20 protein-coding genes and 1 pseudogene are annotated in these 20522 nt (G+C 70.5%); 13 read left to right on the forward strand and 8 right to left on the reverse strand.

Going from position 1 to position 20522, the window contains the following annotated elements; translation table 11 throughout:
• Nucleotides 1-18: 18 nt before the first annotated feature.
• From ACYUED_RS30850 to ACYUED_RS30865, 4 genes are read left to right on the forward strand one after another with little or no spacing between them, the layout of a single operon-like run.
• A complete protein-coding gene (locus ACYUED_RS30850; protein WP_491287313.1) occupies nt 19-924 on the forward strand; it encodes an ABC transporter ATP-binding protein in 906 nt (301 codons plus the stop codon).
• On the forward strand, nt 921-1655 hold the full coding sequence (locus ACYUED_RS30855; RefSeq protein ID WP_491287317.1) for an ABC transporter permease: 735 nt from the start codon (nt 921-923) through the stop codon (nt 1653-1655). The genes ACYUED_RS30850 and ACYUED_RS30855 overlap by 4 nt, the downstream gene beginning before the upstream one ends.
• A gap of 25 nt (nt 1656-1680) precedes the next feature.
• Nucleotides 1681-2949, forward strand: coding sequence for a sensor histidine kinase (locus ACYUED_RS30860; protein WP_491287321.1), 1269 nt, complete (start codon nt 1681-1683; stop codon nt 2947-2949).
• Nucleotides 2939-3595: a response regulator gene (locus ACYUED_RS30865; protein WP_491287323.1), complete on the forward strand. Its 657-nt coding sequence runs from the start codon at nt 2939-2941 to the stop codon at nt 3593-3595. Before ACYUED_RS30860 ends, ACYUED_RS30865 begins: the two co-directional genes overlap by 11 nt.
• A 44-nt stretch (nt 3596-3639) precedes the next feature.
• Here ACYUED_RS30865 and glgX read toward each other — a convergent pair whose 3' ends face one another.
• Nucleotides 3640-5886 carry a glycogen debranching protein GlgX gene (glgX, locus tag ACYUED_RS30870; protein WP_491287325.1) on the reverse strand — a complete coding sequence of 749 codons (2247 nt, stop codon included), beginning with the start codon at nt 5884-5886 and terminating at the stop codon, nt 3640-3642.
• Between the two features lie 251 nt (nt 5887-6137).
• Between glgX and ACYUED_RS30875 the strand changes: the two genes are divergently transcribed.
• The 6 genes from ACYUED_RS30875 (at nt 6138) to ACYUED_RS30900 (ending at nt 12736) form a co-directional block, all read left to right on the forward strand.
• On the forward strand, nt 6138-7385 hold the full coding sequence (locus ACYUED_RS30875; protein ID WP_491287327.1) for a L,D-transpeptidase: 1248 nt from the start codon (nt 6138-6140) through the stop codon (nt 7383-7385).
• A 166-nt stretch (nt 7386-7551) separates the two neighbouring features.
• The gene (locus ACYUED_RS30880) at nt 7552-8811 is read left to right on the forward strand and encodes a L,D-transpeptidase (RefSeq protein WP_491287329.1); all 1260 of its coding nucleotides are present in this window, start codon (nt 7552-7554) and stop codon (nt 8809-8811) included.
• 325 nt (nt 8812-9136) lie between these two features.
• Nucleotides 9137-9904 carry an enoyl-CoA hydratase/isomerase family protein gene (locus ACYUED_RS30885; protein ID WP_491287331.1) on the forward strand — a complete coding sequence of 256 codons (768 nt, stop codon included), beginning with the start codon at nt 9137-9139 and terminating at the stop codon, nt 9902-9904.
• A 183-nt stretch (nt 9905-10087) separates the two neighbouring features.
• Nucleotides 10088-10696: an ATP-binding protein gene (locus ACYUED_RS30890; RefSeq protein ID WP_491294511.1), complete on the forward strand. Its 609-nt coding sequence runs from the start codon at nt 10088-10090 to the stop codon at nt 10694-10696.
• Between the two features lie 79 nt (nt 10697-10775).
• Entirely contained in the window at nt 10776-11552 is a 777-nt protein-coding gene (locus tag ACYUED_RS30895) for a polysaccharide deacetylase family protein (protein WP_491287333.1), read from the forward strand.
• On the forward strand, nt 11552-12736 hold the full coding sequence (locus ACYUED_RS30900) for a YVTN family beta-propeller repeat protein (protein ID WP_491287335.1): 1185 nt from the start codon (nt 11552-11554) through the stop codon (nt 12734-12736). The genes ACYUED_RS30895 and ACYUED_RS30900 overlap by 1 nt, the downstream gene beginning before the upstream one ends.
• A 15-nt stretch (nt 12737-12751) precedes the next feature.
• Here ACYUED_RS30900 and ACYUED_RS30905 read toward each other — a convergent pair whose 3' ends face one another.
• Nucleotides 12752-13399: a GNAT family N-acetyltransferase gene (locus ACYUED_RS30905; protein WP_491287337.1), complete on the reverse strand. Its 648-nt coding sequence runs from the start codon at nt 13397-13399 to the stop codon at nt 12752-12754.
• A gap of 49 nt (nt 13400-13448) precedes the next feature.
• On the opposite strand from ACYUED_RS30905, the gene ACYUED_RS30910 reads away from it, so the two are divergent.
• Complete coding sequence (locus ACYUED_RS30910) at nt 13449-14360, forward strand: MerR family transcriptional regulator (protein WP_491287339.1); 912 nt, start codon at nt 13449-13451, stop codon at nt 14358-14360.
• Between the two features lie 66 nt (nt 14361-14426).
• Complete coding sequence (locus tag ACYUED_RS30915) at nt 14427-14639, forward strand: EF-hand domain-containing protein (RefSeq protein WP_266590073.1); 213 nt, start codon at nt 14427-14429, stop codon at nt 14637-14639.
• Between the two features lie 76 nt (nt 14640-14715).
• Here ACYUED_RS30915 and ACYUED_RS30920 read toward each other — a convergent pair.
• A pseudogene (locus tag ACYUED_RS30920) lies at nt 14716-14879 on the reverse strand (AraC family transcriptional regulator); the annotation flags it as partial.
• A gap of 123 nt (nt 14880-15002) precedes the next feature.
• On the opposite strand from ACYUED_RS30920, the gene ACYUED_RS30925 reads away from it, so the two are divergent.
• Nucleotides 15003-15899 carry an NADPH-dependent F420 reductase gene (locus ACYUED_RS30925; RefSeq protein ID WP_491294513.1) on the forward strand — a complete coding sequence of 299 codons (897 nt, stop codon included), beginning with the start codon at nt 15003-15005 and terminating at the stop codon, nt 15897-15899.
• Nucleotides 15900-16007: 108 nt separating this feature from the next.
• Here ACYUED_RS30925 and ACYUED_RS30930 read toward each other — a convergent pair whose 3' ends face one another.
• From ACYUED_RS30930 to ACYUED_RS30950, 5 genes are all read right to left on the reverse strand, one after another.
• Nucleotides 16008-16550 (reverse strand): MOSC domain-containing protein, encoded by a 543-nt coding sequence (locus tag ACYUED_RS30930; protein ID WP_491287342.1) that lies wholly within the window; start codon nt 16548-16550, stop codon nt 16008-16010.
• A gap of 66 nt (nt 16551-16616) precedes the next feature.
• Nucleotides 16617-17465, reverse strand: a complete 849-nt coding sequence (locus tag ACYUED_RS30935) for a CHAT domain-containing protein (RefSeq protein WP_491287344.1) — start codon at nt 17463-17465, stop codon at nt 16617-16619.
• A gap of 14 nt (nt 17466-17479) precedes the next feature.
• Complete coding sequence (locus tag ACYUED_RS30940) at nt 17480-19126, reverse strand: nuclease/transposase family protein (RefSeq protein WP_491287346.1); 1647 nt, start codon at nt 19124-19126, stop codon at nt 17480-17482.
• Nucleotides 19119-19706 carry an IS607 family transposase gene (locus tag ACYUED_RS30945; protein ID WP_491287348.1) on the reverse strand — a complete coding sequence of 196 codons (588 nt, stop codon included), beginning with the start codon at nt 19704-19706 and terminating at the stop codon, nt 19119-19121. The genes ACYUED_RS30940 and ACYUED_RS30945 overlap by 8 nt, the downstream gene beginning before the upstream one ends.
• 92 nt (nt 19707-19798) lie before the next feature.
• Nucleotides 19799-20356 carry a GH25 family lysozyme gene (locus ACYUED_RS30950; RefSeq protein WP_491287350.1) on the reverse strand — a complete coding sequence of 186 codons (558 nt, stop codon included), beginning with the start codon at nt 20354-20356 and terminating at the stop codon, nt 19799-19801.
• Nucleotides 20357-20522 lie beyond the last annotated feature (166 nt).

Raw genomic sequence — 20522 nt, forward strand, 5'->3', positions numbered from 1 at the left:
TCCCGCGACGCTGATGCCATGCCTGTCATCGAAGTCACCGATCTGCGCAAGTCCTATGGCGGCCGGCCCGTCGTCGACGGTGTCTCCTTCGCCGTCGAGGAGGGTGAGATCTTCGGGATCCTCGGCCCCAACGGTGCCGGCAAGACCACCACCGTCGAGTGCGTCGAGGGACTGCGCGTCCCCGACGCGGGCCGCGTCCGCGTCACCGGCCTCGACCCCGTCGCCGACCACGCGCGCGTGGCCGGTGTCCTGGGCGCCCAGCTCCAGCAGAGCGAACTGCAGCCCAAGCTGACCGTCCGTGAGGCACTGGAGCTGTACGCCTCCTTCTACCCGAGTCCGCTCGACTGGGCGCCGCTCGCCGAGCGCCTCGGACTGACGTCCAAGCTGACCAGCCGGTTCGGCAGGCTGTCCGGCGGCCAGAAGCAGCGCCTGTTCATCGCGCTCGCGCTGATCGGCAACCCGCAGGTCGTCGTACTGGACGAGCTGACCACCGGCCTGGACCCGCGGGCCCGCCGGGACACCTGGGAGCTCATCGAGGACGTTCGGGCAGGCGGTGTGACGGTTCTGCTGGTCACCCACTTCATGGAGGAGGCCCAGCGGCTGTGCGACCGGATCGCGGTGATCGACAAGGGCCGGGTGGCCGCCCTGGACACCCCGGCCGGTCTCATCCGGCGCTCCGCCGGCGCCACCGTCATCAGCTTCACCCCCTCCGCGCCACTGGACGACCGTGACCTGAACGCGCTCCCCGCGCTCGCGTCCATCGAGCACAAGGACGGCCGTATCACGCTCGCCGGCACGGACGAGACCGTCAACGCCGTCATCACCCTCCTCGCCCGCCACCGCATCACGGCCCATCAGCTGCGCGTCGTGGACGCCACGCTCGACGACGCGTTCCTCGACCTGACGAAGGAGGCAGCGGTATGAGCACCGCCGTCCTGAAGACCGAGGCCCGCCTCTTCCGCCGGGAACCGGGCGCCCTCTTCTGGATCCTGCTGTTCCCGACCCTGCTGCTGGTGATCCTCGGCTCCATCCCCTCCTTCAAGACGCACAACGCCGACCTCGGCGGCCTGCGCACCATCGACGTCTACGTCCCGGTGGCCGTGCTGCTCGGCATGATCGTCGGCGGCCTGCAGGCGATGCCGCAGACCCTCACCGGCTACCGCGAGCGCGGCATCCTGCGCCGGATGGCCACCACGCCGGTGCGCCCGTCGGCCCTGCTGTCCGCACAGATGCTGGTGTACGGCGGGGCCGCCCTCGCGTCGGCCCTGCTCGCCCTCGCGGTCGGGCGGATCGGTTTCGACGTGCGCCTGCCCAAGCAGCCCTTCGGATACGTCCTCGCCCTGTTGTTGGCCGTCCTGGTCGCCCTCGCTCTCGGATCGGTGGTGTCGGCGCTGTCCCGCACGACGAAGATCGCCGGTGCGATCGGATCCGCGGTGTTCTTCCCGTCGATGTTCTGCGCGGGCGTGTGGCTGCCGACGCAGGCCATGCCGGACGTGATGGCCCGGATCGTCGGATACACACCCTTCGGGGCGGCCGCGCAGGCCCTCGACCAGGCGGCGGCGGGGCACTGGCCGGGCTGGACCCACCTGGGCGTGCTGGTCGTGTGGATCCTGCTGCTGACGGGTGCGGCCAGTCGCTGGTTCCGCTGGGAGTAGGCGACCCGCCGTGCAGACTGGGGACATGACCGCGGTGGACACGCAGATCGAGCGGCGCTGGGAGCAACTGCACACCTGGGGGCCGTACGGGCTGCTCGGCATCAGCGTCGTCCTCGCGGTCGCCGCCGCCGACCCGCACGCCGGCCCGGCCAAGTGGTACGCCGCCCTGGCCCTGGTCGGCGCCGCGGTCGCACTCCAGCTGTGGTGGCACAGCACCCGCCCCCGCAGGCCCGACCGCTGCCGGAACCCGTCCCGGCCCGGGACCGTGTACTACGCCGTCCGCTGGGCCATCGCCTTCGCCCTCACCTGGCTCAGCCCGTTCTTCGCGTTCTACGCCGCCGCCGGCTACATGGACGCCGACGAGACGATCCCGGGCACCAGGTGGCAGCGGCTGGGACTGTTCGCGAGCGCGGTCACCGTGGCCGGCGCGCAGGCCGGCGGGCTGCCCCTCGGGAGCACGGTCCAGTGGATCCTCTTTCCCGCGCTCCTGGTCGCCAACTCCGGCCTGCAGATGGTGGTCGCCCATCTCACCGACCAGGAGCAGCAGCGGGCCCGCGAGCGCACCGAGACCATCACCGAACTCGAACGCACCAACACGGCCTTGCAGCAGGCCCTCGACGAGAACGCCGCCCTGCACGCCCAACTCCTCGTCCAGGCACGGGAGGCGGGGGTCGCCGACGAGCGCCGCCGCCTGGCCGCCGAGATCCACGACACCATCGCCCAGGGCCTGACCGGCATCATCGCCCAGCTCCAGGTCGTCGCGAACGCCCCCGACCTCGACCTCGCCCGCACCCACCTGGGACGCGCCTCCGACCTGGCCCGCCACAGCCTCGGCGAGGCCCGCCGCTCCGTGCACAACCTGGCCCCGGTGGCGCTGGAGAACGACGGACTGCCCGAAGCGCTGAAGAAGACGGTCGCCGAATGGGGCGAACGAACCGGCGTACGCGCCGAGTTCACGGTCACCGGCACCTCCGAACAGCTCCACGAGGAGGTCTCGGCCACCCTCCTGCGCATCGTCCAGGAGGCCCTGTCCAACGCGGCCCGGCACGCCCGCGCCACCCGCCTGGGCGTCACCCTCTCCTTCCTGGGCGACGAGGTGATCCTCGACATCCGCGACGACGGCACCGGCTTCGATCCCCTCGCGCTGCCCGCCCGCACCCACGCGGGCGGCTTCGGCCTCGACGGCATGCGGGCCCGCGCCGAACGCATCGCGGGCTCACTGACCGTGGAGTCCGAACCCGGGCACGGCACGGCCCTGTCGGCTCGCGTACCGTTGGTCCGCCATGACAGCTGACGTGACCGGAGACGCCCTGATCTCCCTGCTGATCGTCGACGACCACCCCGTCGTACGCGACGGCCTGCGCGGCATGTTCGAGTCGGCCCCCGGATTCACGGTCCTCGGCGAGGCCTCGGGCGGCATCGAGGCGCTCGAACGGGCCGCCGCCCTCGACCCCGACGTGATCCTCATGGACCTGCGCATGCCGGGCGGCGGCGGAGTCGACGCGATCGCGGAGCTGACCCGCCGCGGCGCCCGCGCCAAGGTCCTCGTCCTCACCACGTACGACACCGACACGGACACGCTGCCCGCGATCGAGGCGGGCGCGACGGGCTACCTCCTCAAGGACGCGCCCCGCGACGAGCTGTTCACGGCCGTCCGCGCCGCCGCCGAGGGCCGCACCGTCCTCTCCCCGGCCGTCGCCTCCCGCCTGGTCTCCGCGGTCCGCACCCCCCGACCGCCCGGCAACGAGCCCCTCTCCGCACGCGAACGCGAGGTGCTGGCCCTGGTCGCCAAGGGCACCTCCAACCGTGAGATCGCCCGCGAGCTGTTCATCAGCGAGGCGACCGTGAAGACCCATCTCACCCATCTGTACGGCAAGTTGGGCGTCAACGACCGCGCGGCGGCGGTCGCGACGGCGTACGAGCGGGGAATCCTCGGCTAGCCGGGCAGGGGCCACGGGGGTGAGACTCCCTCACCCCGCCTCCCTCACCCCGCCACGCGCAGCAGCAGCACGGCCCGGGCCGGCACCGTGATCACCGCCCCCGCCCGGTGCTCCACCCCCGGCTCCTCGGACTGCGTCTCCCTCGACGTGTCGACGACCACCTCGTAGCGCTCCGCCCAGGGCGGCCCCGGCAGCACGAAGCTGACCGGGCGGTCCCCGGCGTGCAGGACGGCGAGGAAGCTGTCGTCGAGGATCGGGTCGCCGTGCTCGTCGCGGCCCGGTATGTCCCGCCCGGACAGATACATGCCGAGCGTGGCGGCGGGCGCGTACCAGTCCCGTTCCGTCATCTCCGTGCCGCGCGCGGTGAACCAGGCCAGGTCGCGCAGACCGTCGGCGGAGTGCGCCCGCCCCGAGAAGAAGGCCCGGCGACGCAGCACGGGGTGCCGGTGCCGCAGCTCGATGAGCCGGGCCGTGAGGTCGAACAGGGCTTTCCAGCCGGGCTCCTGAAGCAGCCCCCAGTCCAGCCAGCTGATCTCGTTGTCCTGGCAGTACGCGTTGTTGCTCCCACGCTGGGTGCGCCCCAGTTCGTCGCCCGCGACCAGCATCGGTACGCCCGTCGACAGCAGGAGCGTGGTCAGCAGGTTCCTGAGCTGCCGCCGCCGCAGGCCCCGTACGCGCTCGTCGGCCGTCTCGCCCTCGGCTCCGCAGTTCCACGACCGGTTGTCGTCCGTGCCGTCCCGGTTGCCCTCGCCGTTCGCCTCGTTGTGCTTGCGTTCGTACGACACCAGGTCGCGCAGGGTGAAACCGTCGTGCGCGGTGATGAAGTTGACGGACGCGTAGGGCCTGCGGCCTCCCCACGCGTACAGGTCGCTCGACCCCGACAGCCGGTACCCGAGATCCCGTACGTCCGGCAGCGCGCCCCGCCAGAAGTCCCGTACGGCATTGCGGTAGCGGTCGTTCCACTCCGTCCACAGGGGTGGGAAGGACCCCACCTGATAGCCGCCGGAGCCCACGTCCCAGGGCTCGGCGATCAGCTTCACCCGGCGCAGCACCGGGTCCTGCGCGATGACCGCGAGGAACGGCGACAGCATGTCCACGTCGTGCATGGAGCGGGCGAGGGCGGCGGCCAGGTCGAAACGGAAGCCGTCCACGCCCATCTCCGTCACCCAGTAGCGCAGCGAGTCGGTGATGAGGCGCAAAACGTGCGGCTGGACCACGTGCAGGGTGTTGCCGCAGCCCGTGTAGTCGGCGTAGCGCCGGGCGTCCGACTGCAGCCGGTAGTACCCCCGGTTGTCGATGCCCTTCAACGAGAGCGTCGGGCCCAACTCGCCCGCCTCCGCCGTGTGGTTGTAGACCACGTCGAGGATGACCTCGATGCCGGCCGCGTGCAGCGCGCGCACCATGCGCTTGAACTCGCCGACCTGCTGGCCCGTCGTACCGGACGCGGCGTACGTGGCGTGCGGGGCGAAGTAGCCGATGGAGTTGTAGCCCCAGTAGTTCTTCAGGCCCCGGCGCAGCAGATGGTCCTCGTGCGCGAACTGGTGGACCGGCAGCAGCTCCACGGCCGTGACGCCCAGCTTGACGAGGTGCTCGATCGCCGCCGGGTGCGCCAGTCCCGCGTAGGTGCCCCGGAGTTCCTCCGGGATCCCCGGATGCAGCTGGGTGAAGCCGCGCACGTGCAGCTCGTAGATGACCGAGTCCGCCCACGGTGTCTTCGGCCGGCGGTCGTCCGCCCAGTCGTCGTCATCGTGGACGACGACGCCCTTGGGGACGTACGGCGCCGAGTCCCGGTCGTCGCGCACGGTGTCCGCGACCTGCTGCTGCGGCCAGTCCCGCACATGCCCGTACACCTCGGGCGGCAGGCCGAAGTCGCCGTCCACCGCGCGTGCGTACGGGTCGAGGAGCAGCTTCGCCGGGTTCCAGCGGCCGCCGGTCCACGGATCCCAGCGGCCGTGCACCCGGTAGCCGTAGCGCTGCCCCGGCATCACACCCGGCACGAAGCCGTGCCAGATCTCATGCGTCAGCTCGGTGAGCCGCCCCCGCGTCTCCTTGCCGTCCTGGTCGAACAGGCACAGCTCCACCGACTCCGCCCCGCCCGCCCACAACGCGAAGTTGGTGCCCGCCACGCCGTCCGGGCCGACCCGGAACCTGGCTCCGAGCGGCGTCGGCGCACCCGGCCGCACGGGCACGCCCGGCACCTTGCGGGGCGCGCCGTTGACCACGGCGGCCGGGCGTTCGCCCTCGTCGGCGCGCTCCTCGGCGACCGCCTCCTGCTCGGCTGCGCTGGACACCTGTCAGCCTCCCACGGCTCATGCAACGACCTTGAAGGAGCGCATGGCGTCCCGGCCGAGGCTCCCCGTCGCGTCGTCCTCCCCACTGTTCTGCCCAGCACGTGGCCGAACGATCCCGGACGCCGGGCAGGTCGGCCGAAGCCTCCTCCCGTCCGGCGACGCCCGGTTCCGCCGGGCTCCTCCGTCATAGCGCTCCGCACTCACGTTTCCCCAGGGCGTACCGCGGGGCGTACCGCGTCGTTGGGCAGGCCGTGAGGCATGCACAAGGGCGCGCACGGCGCGCGGGGGCCGCGCTGGCCGCCGTACTGACATGGGCAGGGCTCCTGGCCGGAGCCGTCGGCTGCACTTCCGACGCCACGGACAGGAGCGACATCGGCGAGGCACTCGGCAAGGCCCCGGCATCCGAGGACGTCATCCGGATCTCCCCGGACGACGAGAGCAAGGGCGTCAGGCCCGACCGGACGCTGCGGGTACGGGTGCCCAGCGGGCGCCTGGAGAAGGTGAAGGTGGTGAAGTCCCAGGACGCACAGGAGTCCGAGGTACGCGGCCGCATCTCCGAGGACGGCCTGCGCTGGGAACCCGACGAGCCCAGGCTGGCCCTCTCGGCCAAGTACACGGTCGACGTGGTCGCCCTGGACGGCCACGGACGGAGGTCCGCCCGGCACACGACGTTCACCACGTACGTCCCCGACGAGCGTTTCATCGGATACGTCACCCCGGAGAACCGCTCCACGGTCGGCACCGGAATGATCGTCTCCCTGGAGTTCAACCGGGAGATCGAGCACCGTGCCGCGGTCGAGCGCGCCATCCGCGTCACGGCGAAACCGGCGGTCGAGGTCCGCCCGCACTGGTTCGGCAAGGACCGGCTCGACTTCCGTCCCGAGCAGTACTGGAAGCCCGGCACCCAGGTCACCGTCTCCCTCCGGCTCCGCGACGTCGAGGGGGCGCACGGCGTCTACGGGCTGCAGTACAAGACCTTCTCCTTCACGGTCGGCCGCAGCCAGGTCTCCCTGGTCGACGCGGCCGCCCACACCATGCAGGTACGGCGCGACGGCGCGCTCCTCGCCACCGTGCCGATCACGGCCGGGGCACCCAAGCACACCACCTACAACGGGAAGATGGTGGTGATGGAGATGCTCGAGCTGACCCGGATGAACGGCGCCACCGTCGGCTTCAAGAAGGAGAACGGCAAGGGCGAGTACGACATCCCGGACGTCCCGCACGCGCTCCGCCTGACCGATTCGGGCACCTTCCTGCACGGCAACTACTGGGCTCCGGACGCCCCCGGGCACGTCAACGTCAGCCACGGATGCGTGGGACTCATGGACGTCAAGGGCGGCAGCTCCGACACCCCGGCCGGCTGGTTCTTCGACCGCAGCCTCGTCGGGGACGTGGTCCAGGTCGCGCACAGCAATGACAAAAAGGTCGCTCCCGACAATGGCCTCGGAGGGTGGAACATGGGTTGGAAGGAGTGGAAGGCGGGCGGCGCGGTCAAGTAACCGGAGGGGAGGCGGGGATTGAGCCAGGCGCGTGATCGATGTTGCGACTGAACAGTGACATTCACCTGACACGATCCCCGAAACCTTCTGGTTAATATGCGCCAATGCGTGCGTGGGACGCGCGCCGGGGTGCGGGCCTGACCAGGCCCGGCGAGGGGAGAACAACGTGAACGTGCGGCCGATATCGGGGGCGTCGGTTGACGCGCGAACGACCCAGGCGCAGCGCCGTGGGGGCCGGGGACTGCTGGCACTGATACTCGGGGTGCTGGTGCTCGCCGTCACCGCGTGCGGCGGGGGCGGTTCGGGTTCCGGATCCGGTTCGGGCGACGGCAAGGGCAAGGGTTCGGACGCGGCGCAGAGCAAGCAGTCGGAGGCCGTCGTCACGATCGCCCCGAAGAACGGCGCGAAGTCCGTCGACACCACCGGAGCCCTCAAGGTCAGCGCCGCCAAGGGCAAGCTGACCGCGGTCGCGGTCAAGGACTCCAAGGGTGCGGAGGTCGCCGGGGAGATCACCGGCGGCGGCACCGGCTGGGCGCCGTCCACGCATCTGGCGGCGTCCACCACGTACACGGTGCACGCGGTCGCGAAGGACGCCGAGGGGCGTGAGGCGGCGGAGGACTCCCGCTTCACCACCCTCACCCCGCAGAACACCTTCGTCGGCAACTTCACGCCCGAGGACGGCACCACGGTCGGCGTCGGAATGCCGTTCTCCGTCCGCTTCACCCGGGGCATCACGCACCCGGAGGACGTCGAGAAGGCCATCACCATCAAGACCGAGCCGGCCGTCGACGTCGAGGGCCACTGGTTCGGCAACGACCGCCTCGACTTCCGTCCGGAGAACTACTGGAAGTCCGGCACCAAGGTCACGGTGAAGCTGAACCTCGACGGCGTCGAGGGCCGGCAGGGCGTCTACGGCAAGCAGACCAAGACGATGGAGTTCACCATCGGCCGCAACCAGGTCTCCGTGGTCGACGCCAAGAAGCACACGATGAAGGTCATGCACGACGGCAAGGTGGTCAAGACCCTGCCCGTCACCACCGGCAAGCCCGGCTACGACACCTGGAACGGCCAGATGGTCATCAGCGAGCGGCTCCGGGTGACCCGTATGAACGGCGAAACGGTCGGCTACGGCGGCGAGTACGACATCAAGGACGTCCCGGACGCCATGCGCCTGACCAACTCCGGCACCTTCATCCACGGCAACTACTGGGGCGGCGGCGCCTTCGGCAACTACAACGCCAGCCACGGCTGCATAGGCCTGCGGGACACCCGCGGCGGCTACGACCGGGGGCTGCCGGGCGGCTGGTTCTTCGACCACTCGATCATCGGCGACGTCGTCGTCGTGAAGCACTCCAACGACCGCACGGTCGACCCCGACAACGGCCTCAACGGCTGGAACATGTCGTGGGAGAAGTGGAAGTCGTAGACGCCCGACGTCGAGCGGGCCCGGTGCTGTGACCGACAGCACCGGGCCCGTTGTCGTTGGTCCCCGTGCTGTGCCTGCGTGGGGGCAACCCCCGGACCCCCGGCCGGAGTGTGGGCGACCGTACCCGGTCCATCACCGTTGGTCCCCGTGCTGTGCTTGCGTGGGGGCAACCCCCGGACCCCCGGCCGGAGTGTGGGCGACCGTACCCGGTCCATCGCCGTTGGTCCCCGTGCTGTGCTTGCGTGGGGGCAACCCCCGGACCCCCGGCCGGAGTGTGAGCGACCGCACCCGGCCCATCACCGTTAGTCCCCGTTAACCTGCCTGCATGACCGTGAATCTCGAAGTCGCCGAAGGTGTCGGCACCATCCGTCTCGACCGTCCGCCGATGAACGCGCTGGATGTCGCGACACAGGACCGGCTGAAGGAACTCGCCGAGGAGGCGACCCGTCGTGACGACGTACGGGCCGTGATCGTGTACGGCGGGGAGAAGGTGTTCGCGGCGGGCGCGGACATCAAGGAGATGCAGAACATGGACCACGCGGCGATGATCCTGCGGGCCCGCGCCCTGCAGGACTCGTTCACGGCGGTGGCCCGCATCCCCAAGCCGGTGGTCGCGGCGATCACCGGCTACGCCCTCGGCGGCGGCTGCGAGTTGGCGCTGTGCGCCGACTACCGGATCGCGGCCGAGGACGCCAAGCTGGGCCAGCCGGAGATCCTGCTGGGTCTGATCCCGGGCGCGGGCGGCACCCAGCGGCTGTCCCGTCTGGTCGGCCCGTCGAAGGCGAAGGACCTGATCTTCACGGGCCGCATGGTCAGGGCGGACGAGGCGCTGACCCTGGGTCTGGTGGACCGGGTGGTGCCGGCCGAGGACGTCTACACCGCCGCGCACGCTTGGGCGGCGAAGCTGGCGCAGGGACCGGCGATCGCCCTGAGGGCCGCGAAGGAGTCGATCGACACGGGTCTGGAGACGGACATCGAGACGGGCCTCGCGGTCGAACGGAACTGGTTCGCGGGCCTGTTCGCCACGGAGGACCGCGAGCGCGGGATGCGGAGCTTCGTGGAGGAGGGCCCGGGCAAGGCCAAGTTCCTCTGAGGTACTGAAGTGCCAAGTTACCCTGTACCCCTTGCAATTGACGCGACGTCTGATCCCGTTCCCTCGATGGGGCGGTTTATGGGAGCCTTAACGCAACATTAAGTCTGCCTTGTCGAGGGAGACCGTCGATTGCCCCCCGCAGAGCCTTCACCGCAGGTCAGTCACCCTGTTGACGCCTCCGAACTGCCGTTGGCATATGTCGATCGGCCGATTCGGAACGACGCATTCCGGGGGGCGTATTCCTCCGGAACGGCCCCGGACCGCGCTCGTGGCGGCCATGATGGGGGCATGGCGGGGCTGGAGGGCATCGAACAGCCGCGGGGACAGGGCCGTGCGACCGCGGCGCGCTGGTCGCCCGCGGTCGAGGACGAACAGGCGCTCGAGGCGCTCGAGTTGTTCGGGAATCCGACCGAGGCGGAAGTCCCGCTGCCGTCCCGCCCGGAGTCCGCCGCCACCGCCCGCCGTCTCACCCAGGTCGTGGTCCTGCGGCATTGGGGCCTCACGCCCAAGATGACGGAGGACGCCGTCCTGCTCGTCTCCGAACTCGTCGGCAACGCGGTCCGCCACACCGGTGCCCGTGTCTTCGGTCTCCGTATGCGCCGCCGCAGGGGCTGGATCCGTATCGAGGTCCGCGATCCGTCCCGGGGGCTGCCCTGCCTGATGCCGGTCCAGGAGACGGACATCAGCGGGCGGGGCCTGTTCCTCGTCGACAAGCTCTCCGACCGCTGGGGAGTCGACCTCCTGCCGCGCGGCAAGACCACCTGGTTCGAGATGCGGGTGACCGACCGCTAGCGGTTGACCGCGACCCGAAGAATGTCCCCCGATCGGGTCAATCGGCGGTTTTCCCACCTATCACCCCTTAAATGGTGCGGTGACCTCGACCGATCGCCGGACGGCGCTCCGCACGGGCGCCGGCCTCCTCGCCGCGGGCGCCCTCACCGCAGGGTGCGCCACGAGCGGCGCCGTCGCCCACTCCACCACCTCGGCGCACCCGTCCACCGATCCCACCACCGCACCGGCCGCACCCACCCCGCGCGGCTACCCCGGCCAACCCGCCCAGCTCACCCACGGCCCCCGCACCCACCCCCGGGTGGCCCTCACCTTCCACGGTCAGGGCGACCCCGCTGTCGCCCACTCCCTGCTCACCGCGGCGGAGAAGCACGACGCCCGCCTCACCGTCCTGGCCGTCGGCACCTGGCTCGACGAGCACCCGGACGTCGCCCGCCGCATCCTCGACGGCGGCCACGACCTCGGCAACCACACCCAGCGCCACCTGGCCGTCAACACCATGTCCGAGGCCGACGCCCGTACCGAGATCACCGCCTGCGCCGACCGGCTCCGACGGCTCACCGGATCCATCGGCACCTGGTTCCGCCCCTCCCGCGCCCCCCTCGCGTCCCCGCTGGTCGTACGTCTGGCCCGCAGCGCCGGCTATCCGCACGTCCTCTCGTACGACGTCGACTCCCTCGACTACACCAGGCCCGGTGCCGACGCCGTCGTACGCACGGTCCTCGGTGAGGTCCGGGCCGGGTCCGTGGTGAGCCTGCACTTCGGCTACCCGGACACGGTCGCCGCCCTCCCCGTCGTACTGGAAGAACTCGCCCACCGCGGCCTGGCCGCCGTGACCACCACGGAGCTGTTCAGCTGATGACCCCCACCCGGCTCACCCGCGCCCTGATCGCGACCGCCGCCCTCGCCGCGCTCGCCCCCCTCGCCGCCTGCAGCGGCACCCAGCACCACCAGGACGAGGCCCTCAGCAGCAGGGCGGCCCTCGCACCGGTGAGGAAGAAGACGGCCGTGCAGCGCCTGCCCGGCATGCCGCCGGTCCTCGACCCGAACGACGTGTACGCGGCCGACCGCCCGGGCCGACTCTCCCCGGTGGTGAAGGACTTCCCGTCACGGGTCTACGTCCCCAACACCAACTCCGACACCGTCTCGGTCATCGACCCGAAGACGTACCGGGTCATCGACACGATCCCGGTCGGCGCCCAGCCCCAGCACGTCGTCCCCTCCTGGGACCTGAAGACGCTGTGGGTCAACAACGACAAGGGGAACACCCTCACCCCCATCGACCCCAGAACGGGCAAGGCCGGCAAGACCGTCGACGTGCACGACCCGTACAACCTCTACTTCACGCCCAACGGCAAGTACGCGATCGTCATGGCCTCCCTCGACCGCGAACTCGTCTTCCGCGACGCGCACACCATGAAGCGCGAGAAGACCGTCCCGGTCAGCTGCTACGGCGTCAACCACGCCGACTTCTCCCCGGACGGCCGCTACTTCATCGTGTCCTGCGAGTTCAGCGGCGAACTGCTGAAGGTCGACACGGAGAAGATGAAGGTGATCGGCCAGGAGAAGCTGCCGTTCCACGGGGCGATGCCGCAGGACGTCAAGATCTCGCCCGACGGCAGGAAGTACTACATCGCCGACATGGCGGCCGACGGCGTGTGGATCCTGGACGGCGACAAGTTCACCAAGCCCACCCTCCTGCCCACCGGCAAGGGCGCCCACGGCCTCTACGTCAGCCGTGACTCGCGCGTCATGTACATCTCCAACCGGGGCGAAGGCACCATCTCCCTCTTCGACTTCGCGAAGAACAGGCTCACCGAGAAGTGGCACCTGCCCGGCGGCGGCAGCCCCGACATGGGCGGCGTCTCGGCGGACGGCAAGGTCCTGTGGCTGTCGGGACGCTACAACTCCGAGGTGTACGCCATCGACACCCGCACCGGCACCCAGCTGGCCCGCATCAAGGTCGGCAGCGGCCCCCACGGCCTCGCGGTGTTCCCGCAGCCCGGTCGCTACTCGCTCGGCCACACGGGCATCTTCCGCTGAGGCGCACGCGACACGTCAGCGCCGTCCGTCCCGGCCGGCGAGGAGCAGCGCCTCCGAGCCCACCGGACGGTAGCCCGCCGCCTGGAACGTCCGCATGCTGCGGGCGTTCCCCGGTGCGACCTGCGCCCACAGCGGCTCGGTGACGAGGTGCCGGGCGGCGGTCACGAGCCGCCGGCCCAGCCCCCGGTGCCGTACGTGCTCATCCACCTCCACCGACACCTCCAGCCGCCCGCCGATCCCGCGCCCCGTCACGAGCACACCGCCCTCGGCCGTCCACGCGCGCACCTCGTCCCGCCGCCGGCGCGCGTAGACGGCGCGGGAATGGCCGGCGTCCTCGATCTCCCGCAGCACGAGCGGCGGTTCACCCGGCAGCGGGGAGCCGACCAGCATGGCGTCGACGGTTTCGGCCCCGCGTCCCGTCCGCTCCATGAACGACGTCAGGAACCGCGGATGCATGGGCGCCGCGAGCGGGTCGCAGGCCACGGCTCGCAGCGTCTCGTGGATCCACTGCGGATCCTCGTCAGTGAACACGACGGCGTGCGCGGTGAAGGCGAGGACACCCGCGTCCCGGTCGCAGGCCTGCGGGACCACCGTCGTGCGACCGTCCGCCGGCGGGAAGACACCGCGGGCGGCCGCGTCGAGAATGTCCCGCAGAGTCTCCATCGCCGCGCTCCTTGAGTCTCCACCCACTGGAAGGCCCAGACTCCCAGACATGATCGACGACGGCACCGGCCTTTTCACCATCGGCGAGCTGGCCCGGGCCACCGGGCTGACCGTACGGACCATCCGCTACTGGTCCGACGAGGGTGTCCTGACCCCGGTGGCCCGCTCCACGGGCGGCTACCGGCTCTACGACGCCGGGTCCGCCGCCCGTCTGGAACTGATCCGCACGCTGCGCGAGCTGGGTCTCGGCCTGGACGACGTGCGCAGGGTGCTGGACGGGGAGCGGACGGTCGCCCAGGTCGCGGCGGCCCATGTGGTGGCGCTGGACGCGCAGATCGGCTCGCTGCGGGTGACCCGTGCGGTGCTGTCGACCGTGGCACGACGCGGCTCGACCGCAGAGGAGATGACCCTGATGAACAGACTGGCGCGGCTGTCGGCAGCCGAGCGCGGGCGGATCCTGCAGGAGTTCGTGGACGAGATGTTCCACGGGCTGGACCTGGCGGACCCGGAGATCCGGGAGCGGATGCGCACGAGCGCCCTCGACCTGCCGGAGGAACCGACGCCCGAGCAGGTGGACGCCTGGGTGGAACTGGCCGAGATGGTCCAGGACCCGCAGTTCCGGGCGCAGATGCGGCAGGCGGCCGAGTTCAACGCCGCCGACCGGGGCGAGGGCACCCGGCGTGGCGCGTCCATGTGGTTCTTCAAACGGCTGGTCGAGCTGGTGGGTAAGGCCCGCGCGCAGGGCATCGCCCCCGAGTCCCCGCAGGCCGACGGGGTGCTGGCGGACCTCCTCGGCAAGGCCGACCGGGCCGCCGTACTGGAACGCATGAAGGCGACCCACAACCTGCGCCTGGCCCGCTACCGGGAGCTGATGGCCGTCCTCAAGGGAACGACGCTCTCGGCGCACGAGGAGGAGTTCGCCTGGGTGGTCGCCGCACTGGAGGCTCGCGCGGCCAGCTAATCTGACCTGCGTCAGCAAGACGGCAAGACAGCAAGACACGCAGGTACGGAGAAAAGGGGCGGATCGGTGGCGGACATCGAAGAGGCGCGCAAGGATTTCCAGCGGATCGACACTGACGGTGACGGCTTCATCACCGCCGCCGAGTTCAAGACCGCCCTTGCCCAGGGAGGGGACTGGAACGTCACCGAGACGGTCGCCGAGGCGATCATCAAGACGCGTGACCTGAACGGCGACAAGGTGCTGTCGTTCGACGAGTTCTGGGCGTACCTGAACAAGTAGCACGCACAGGGGGGTGCCCGTCCGCGAGCCGGACGGGCACCCCCTTCGTCATGCCGGGCGACCCCGGCTGGGGGGCGCGCGCCCGGTGCCGGCCCGGTGCCACCCGTACTCCCGCTTGAAGGCTGTGGCGAAGGCGAACTCCTAGGCGTGGCTGGCGCGTTGGGCCACCTGGCGCAGGGGCAGGTCCTCCTCGCGCAGCAGGCGGCCCGGGGTCGTCATGCGCCACCAGGTGAGGTGTGGGCGCGGCTGTGGTCCATCGGGCAGGCACCGCACAGCATGACCGTGTCCGGCGCCGACTCCCTTGACGCGGGCGGTGGTTCGGGCCACCGCCCGTCCGGCCCCGGCCGGACCTCCGCCGGCGGCATGTCGAGCCCGCCGGCCGGCGCGTCTCCACGGCCTCGGCCGCATCCGGGACGCCCATCGCGTGATGGAGCCCGACCGGCACACGGGCAAGATCGTCGTACGGATCTGAGCGAGCTCGTCGTACGGATCCCAGCGCGGTCACCCGTTCGCAGCGGCCCGCGGAATAGTCCGGGAGCCCCCGGGGTTGACGCCGCCCAGACGCATGCGTGTGCATCGACCTTGGAAAGGCCTGTCATGAAGATCGGCATCATCGGCGCGGGCAACATCGGCGGCAACCTCACCAGGCGGCTCACCGCCCTCGGCCACGACGTCTCCGTCGCCAACTCCCGCGGGCCCGAGACGCTCACCGCGCTGTCCGAGGAGACCGGCGCGAGGGCGGTACGGGTGGAGGAGGCGGCGCGCGGTGCGGAGGTCGTGGTGATCACGATCCCCGTCAAGGCGATCCCGAACCTGCCGAAGGGCGTCCTCGACGGCGCCGCGGACAACGTCGTAGTGATCGACACCGGCAACTACTACCCGCAGCAGCGCGACGGCAGGATCGCGGCGATCGAGGACGAGGGCCTCACGGAGAGCGCCTGGACGGCGGACCGTATCGGCCACACCGTGATCAAGGCGTTCAACGGCACCTACGCCCAGGACATCCTGGAACGCCCGCGCCCGGCCGGCGACCCCGACCGCATGGCGCTCCCGGTCGCGGGCGACGACGAGGTGGCGAAGCGAACCGTACGGGCCCTGATCGACGATCTCGGCTTCGACACCGTCGACGCGGGCGGCCTCGACGACTCCTGGCGCCAGCAGCCCGGCACACCGGTGTACGGGCTGCGCGAGGGTGTCGACGGGGTCACCAAGGCCCTCGCGGAGGCGCCGCAGGAGCGCCCGGCGGACTTTCGCGCGTAAGGGCCGCAACGGCCGTGAACCACACAGCCACACGGTCATCCAGTCGCGTGACCGCGTGACCGCGTGACCGCGTGACCGCGTGACCGCGTGACCGCGTGACCGCGTGGCTCAGACGATCTCCAGTGGCCGGTGCGGTCCGTCCGGCAGCTCGACCTTCACCGGATCCCCGGGCCGCACCGGCCCACCGCTGACGACGACGCTCATGATCCCGGCCTTGACCCGGAGTGTGCCGTCACCGTCCCGCCCGACGACCCGCTTCAGCAGCCCGTGCTGGAACGTGTCGATCTGCAGACAGGGGTTGCGCAGCCCGGTGACCTCGACGACGGCCTCCGGCCCCAGCCGCAGCAGCGTTCCGACGGGCAGGGCGAGGAGATCGATCCCGCGCGTGGTGACGTTCTCCCCGAGCTGCCCGGCCCGTACCTCGAACCCGGCCTCCCGCACCTCCTCGAACAGCTCCTCGTGTATGAGGTGCACCTGCCGAAGATTCGGCTGCGAGGGGTCTCTCGCCACCCGGGACCGGTGCTTCACCGTCGTACCGGCGTGCACGTCCCCCTCCACCCCGAGCCCCGCGAGCAAAGTGATGCTCTGCCGGTTCGGCTTGGTGAACGAGTACACGCCGTTGCTGCTGACCGCACTGACCGCCCCACCCATCGTGAGGAGCTCCCCTCTTCCGTCCTGCCCCCACCGTACGACGACTCCTGCGCCGCAGGCCGGGACTTATACGGCCGCCCGCCGCGCCAGCACGAGCCCTCGTGCGTCCCCGGCCGTCATGGTGACCTGCGCCGCCCCGAGCGCGAAGGCCTCCGGCACATCGCGGCCGCGCCGCAGGCCCTCGTAGAAGCCGCGGCTGAACGAGGCCGCGTCCTCGTCCAGCAGGGGGTGCCGAGAGCCGATGGAGAAGTCGGCGCAGGACGCGAAGTCCCGTAGATCTCCGCCGAGATGACAGCCGGCCAGGACCAGGCAGTGCACGCCGCCGATCGCGGTCAGCGCCTGCGCGAGCCAGTCCGTGCGCACCGGTGCCGTCGCACCGTCGGGCGCCTCCATCAGCAGGTAACCGTCGGCCGAGCCGTGCCCGGCGAAGTGCAGGACGTCCGGGCGACCGTCGTCCAGCGCCGACACCACGTCGTCATTGCGCGCCGCCGCCCGCACCCGCAGGTCGATACGCCGGGATCCCGGCACCCGGACCGCGTCCTGAACACCGTCGAACTCCGCGCCCAGCGCCAGCCGTTGCTCGGTACGGGGCCCCGACATCAGGAACAGCACCCGGGCCGGATCGGGCAGCCCGGAAAGCCGGCCGTCGAGAAGCTCCCTGAGCGCGCGTGCGCCCGGATACTCGGCGAGTACAGCCCTCAACAGCCCCTCCAGGGTGAAGGGGAACGCGCCGTGCTCCGTCAGCCGGCAGAGGGCGTACCAGCGGACGAGCGGAACAGCCTGATCAGGCACCCGCGCCAGATCGCCACCGAGCGGCTCCACCAGCAACCGCGTCTCGGCGACCCCGGGGTACAGCTCCGCCAACACCTTGACGAGACCGTCCCGCTGCAGCCGGGCAGCAGTGAACTCCTCCACGGGCCCCACCGTTCCTAAACAGTGTCCAGGAGTGACATTTGCTGCCAGCTCCTGGAACTGCGCGGATCCCGAACGGTGTTGGATGCGCTGGTCTCCCGCGTTCGCTGTGTCCCCGTCCGGCTGCGTGCATCGTGTGCACGCTCCGTGACGGGTGGGCGGGTTCCCTCATGCCCTCGTGCGCCTGGTCCGGCCTGGGCGGTCCGATGCCCCACAGCATCGCTCTGGTGCTGCGGGGGCGGTGCCGTCCGTCGCCGGATCGGGTGCCCGAGGGCGCGTCGCCCGATCGCGACGCTCGCGGCGTCGTGCCGGGACATCTTGCGAGTCTTGCCGGCCAGGGGCTTACGCCAATGCTGGTCGCCCCACATCGACGTGTACGCCGGGTCGACCGCGACGATCGACAGGCCGTGCTCGGCGGCCATGGACACCAGACGGGCCTTGAGCTTGCCTGTCGGGATGCCGGAGATGAGCTGCCGGAACCGCTTCTTGCGGCCGTGCTTCTCGCGGGTCTTCTCGGCGGTGAAGTCCAGGTTCTCGATACCGATCGCCTTGACGCCGCACCGGTTGGCCCAGTGCAGCAGCCGGCTGATGGCGTGCCGGATCTGCGCGTCGCGGTGGTCGGCGGTGCCGGACAGGTCGTAGAAGAACCGCTTCGGGTCGCCGACCGGGTTGCCGTTGCGGTCGAGCCGGTAGGCGGCGAAGTGGTCAGCGTTCGTATCGACGCCGACCATGCCCTGGGCGCGGGCTGTCTCCAACGGGACCGTCTTCACCACGGGCTTCGTCCACGAGGCGGTGATGTACCAGCGCCCGCGCTCCACATCGAGGTGGATGCGGTAGGCGACAGCACGGTTGGCTTCGACGCGGTCGCGCCACTGCGCGCCCCGGTGCTGGAACTGGACCCTGCAGGAGAGGACGTACCGGCCGAACTTGCCGTTGGCCAGATGGGCCAGTGGTGCGGGCAGCTTGATGGAGACCTCGCCATCGGGGGTGACGCGGATCGTCTCGTTCCCGTACCGCTTGCCGGACTCGCCGTCAGCAGCGAGGAACCAGCGTTCGGCTTCCCACCGCTCACGCCACTGCTCGGCGGCGAGCTGGGCGGCTTCGAGGTGGTGACGGTTGTTGATCAGGCGTCGGCCGCCGCGCACGACGTGCACGACACCGGCCTCACGCTCCACGCGGGCGACATCGAGGCGGTGTTCCAGGGTCGCCAGACGGCGGGACTTGTGGAACCACTCGCCCCGACTGCGGTATCCGCCGGGTGCCCGCTTGGTGCCTTTCTCCCCGATCGGCTGCGCCAGTCGGTGCATCAGCGTCCGCACACCGGCCTCAAGCCCTTGGACGTGGGCGAGCTGACAGCGGCGGGACAGCGCCCACTGATCGTGAGTGGCCTTCGTGATCGAACCGGCCCACCGGGACGAGGAGTCGGCCGTCAGGCCCTGCTTGCGGGCGGCCCACGTGTCGCTGTCGTGGTCCAGGCCGTCGGCGCAGCGGTTCTTGAGGTCCAGCGAGGCGAGGCGTCCGAGGTGTTCACCGACCAGCCGCAACACCTTGTCGTCCACGTCGGTGAGGTGCTTGAGGCGGTCGCGTATCGCCACCCCGGACGGCCCGGGCGCGACGAACGGTGCGTCGATGGTGCGGAGCTTCTTCTTCTTCGGCTCACTCATCGCCGGCCGCCGCTTCGAGAGCCTTCCTCGCCCGGTTCTTCGCCGACCGACGGCCGTACAGGCGGGCGCAGAACGACGTCAGCACCTCCACCATGTCCCGGACCAGGTCGTCTTCGTCGTCTTCGACTTCGCCGTCATCGAGGACGACCAGTCGGCGGCCGGTCGCGGACAGGGCGGCCTCGATCAGCTCCACGTTCATCCGCCCGAGGCGGTCCTTGTGCTCGACCACGACCGTGGTCACCGCCGGATCGGCCAGCAGCCGCTTCACCTTCGCGCGGCAGCCGTTCATACCCGAGGCGATCTCGGACTCGATCCGCACAACCTTCTGTCCCGCCTCCGCCGCCCATGCCGACAGGCGAGCGGTCTGCCGCTCCAGGTCCGGCTTCCGATCGTGCGAGGAAACGCGGGCATACAGACCTACACCACCGGTCACCGAGGGTGAGGCGTTCGCTTCGATGTTCACCAGGATCGTGCGCGGCCCCACCCGGCACGCGGGCACCGGCAAGGCGCCCTCACGAAACCAGCGATACGCCGTATGCGGGTTCACCCCCTGCGCCCGCGCCCACTCCGTCAGGTTCATATGCTGATAACGCCACCACTCCCTCATGGTTACGCACACTCAACAACCCTCCGCTGCCAGCAGTTGGCAACCCCCTCGGCCGAGGGTAGCCGTCAGGCGTTGTCGGCCCACTCCTTCAAGGCGGCTTTGTCGGCGAACTCCGCGACGTTCCTGTCGTGCGGCTCGCTGGTGTACTGGTGGAAGCGCCATTTGGCCTTGATACGGGGCTTGCCCGCCGTGACGTAGTCGGCGATCCAGAGGCCGTCGCCGGCGTACGAGGTGGTGTCGATGTTCAGCCAGAAGTCCTGGTTCGCATAGAGGATCACCTGGTTGTTCGGCCGCAGTTCCTTCACCTTGCGGATGAACAGGTCCTTCTCCGCGTTGCTCGCGTGCGTGCCGGCGCTGTTGCGCTCCCAGTCGACGGCGAGGATGTCGCCCGCCTTCTCGGGGGCGTGTCTGACGAAGTACTCCGCCTGGGCCTGCAGGTTGCCCGGCCACAGGAAGTGGTAGAAGCCGACGACGAGACCGGCGTCACGGCCCCGCTTCGTCTGGGCGGTGAGCCTCGGGTTGACGTACGAACGGCCTTCCGTCGCCTTGATGAAGACGAAGGAGAGCCCGTCCGTGTCGTACGAGGAGGACTGGAATGCGCTTACGTCGATGCCGCGCAGCATGGAGGGACTCCCTGAATGGCCGGTGGGGGGACAGGGGTTGATGTATCCCCACCTTGGCACGGGTGATCCGTTCCGGATGTGGAAACGTGGTGGAAACGTCGACTCCTGGCGGCCACCGAGGCGCTTGGCAGGTACGACGGCAACGCCGGCGGGGCGGGCCCGCCGA

The organism is Streptomyces sp. DF42 (assembly GCF_058267695.1).

What these genes read in the sequence shown, in the direction of transcription:
- ACYUED_RS30850 (WP_491287313.1), top strand. Translation starts at nt 19, where the DNA reads ATGCCTGTCATCGAAGTCACCGATCTGCGCAAGTCCTATGGCGGCCGG.
- ACYUED_RS30855 (WP_491287317.1), top strand. Translation starts at nt 921, where the DNA reads ATGAGCACCGCCGTCCTGAAGACCGAGGCCCGCCTCTTCCGCCGGGAA.
- ACYUED_RS30860 (WP_491287321.1), top strand. Translation starts at nt 1,681, where the DNA reads ATGACCGCGGTGGACACGCAGATCGAGCGGCGCTGGGAGCAACTGCAC.
- ACYUED_RS30865 (WP_491287323.1), top strand. Translation starts at nt 2,939, where the DNA reads ATGACAGCTGACGTGACCGGAGACGCCCTGATCTCCCTGCTGATCGTC.
- ACYUED_RS30885 (WP_491287331.1), top strand. Translation starts at nt 9,137, where the DNA reads ATGACCGTGAATCTCGAAGTCGCCGAAGGTGTCGGCACCATCCGTCTC.
- ACYUED_RS30900 (WP_491287335.1), top strand. Translation starts at nt 11,552, where the DNA reads ATGACCCCCACCCGGCTCACCCGCGCCCTGATCGCGACCGCCGCCCTC.
- ACYUED_RS30905 (WP_491287337.1), bottom strand. Translation starts at nt 13,399, where the DNA reads ATGGAGACTCTGCGGGACATTCTCGACGCGGCCGCCCGCGGTGTCTTC.
- ACYUED_RS30910 (WP_491287339.1), top strand. Translation starts at nt 13,449, where the DNA reads ATGATCGACGACGGCACCGGCCTTTTCACCATCGGCGAGCTGGCCCGG.
- ACYUED_RS30925 (WP_491294513.1), top strand. Translation starts at nt 15,003, where the DNA reads ATGTCGAGCCCGCCGGCCGGCGCGTCTCCACGGCCTCGGCCGCATCCG.
- ACYUED_RS30930 (WP_491287342.1), bottom strand. Translation starts at nt 16,550, where the DNA reads ATGGGTGGGGCGGTCAGTGCGGTCAGCAGCAACGGCGTGTACTCGTTC.
- ACYUED_RS30940 (WP_491287346.1), bottom strand. Translation starts at nt 19,126, where the DNA reads ATGAGTGAGCCGAAGAAGAAGAAGCTCCGCACCATCGACGCACCGTTC.
- ACYUED_RS30945 (WP_491287348.1), bottom strand. Translation starts at nt 19,706, where the DNA reads ATGAACCTGACGGAGTGGGCGCGGGCGCAGGGGGTGAACCCGCATACG.
- ACYUED_RS30950 (WP_491287350.1), bottom strand. Translation starts at nt 20,356, where the DNA reads ATGCTGCGCGGCATCGACGTAAGCGCATTCCAGTCCTCCTCGTACGAC.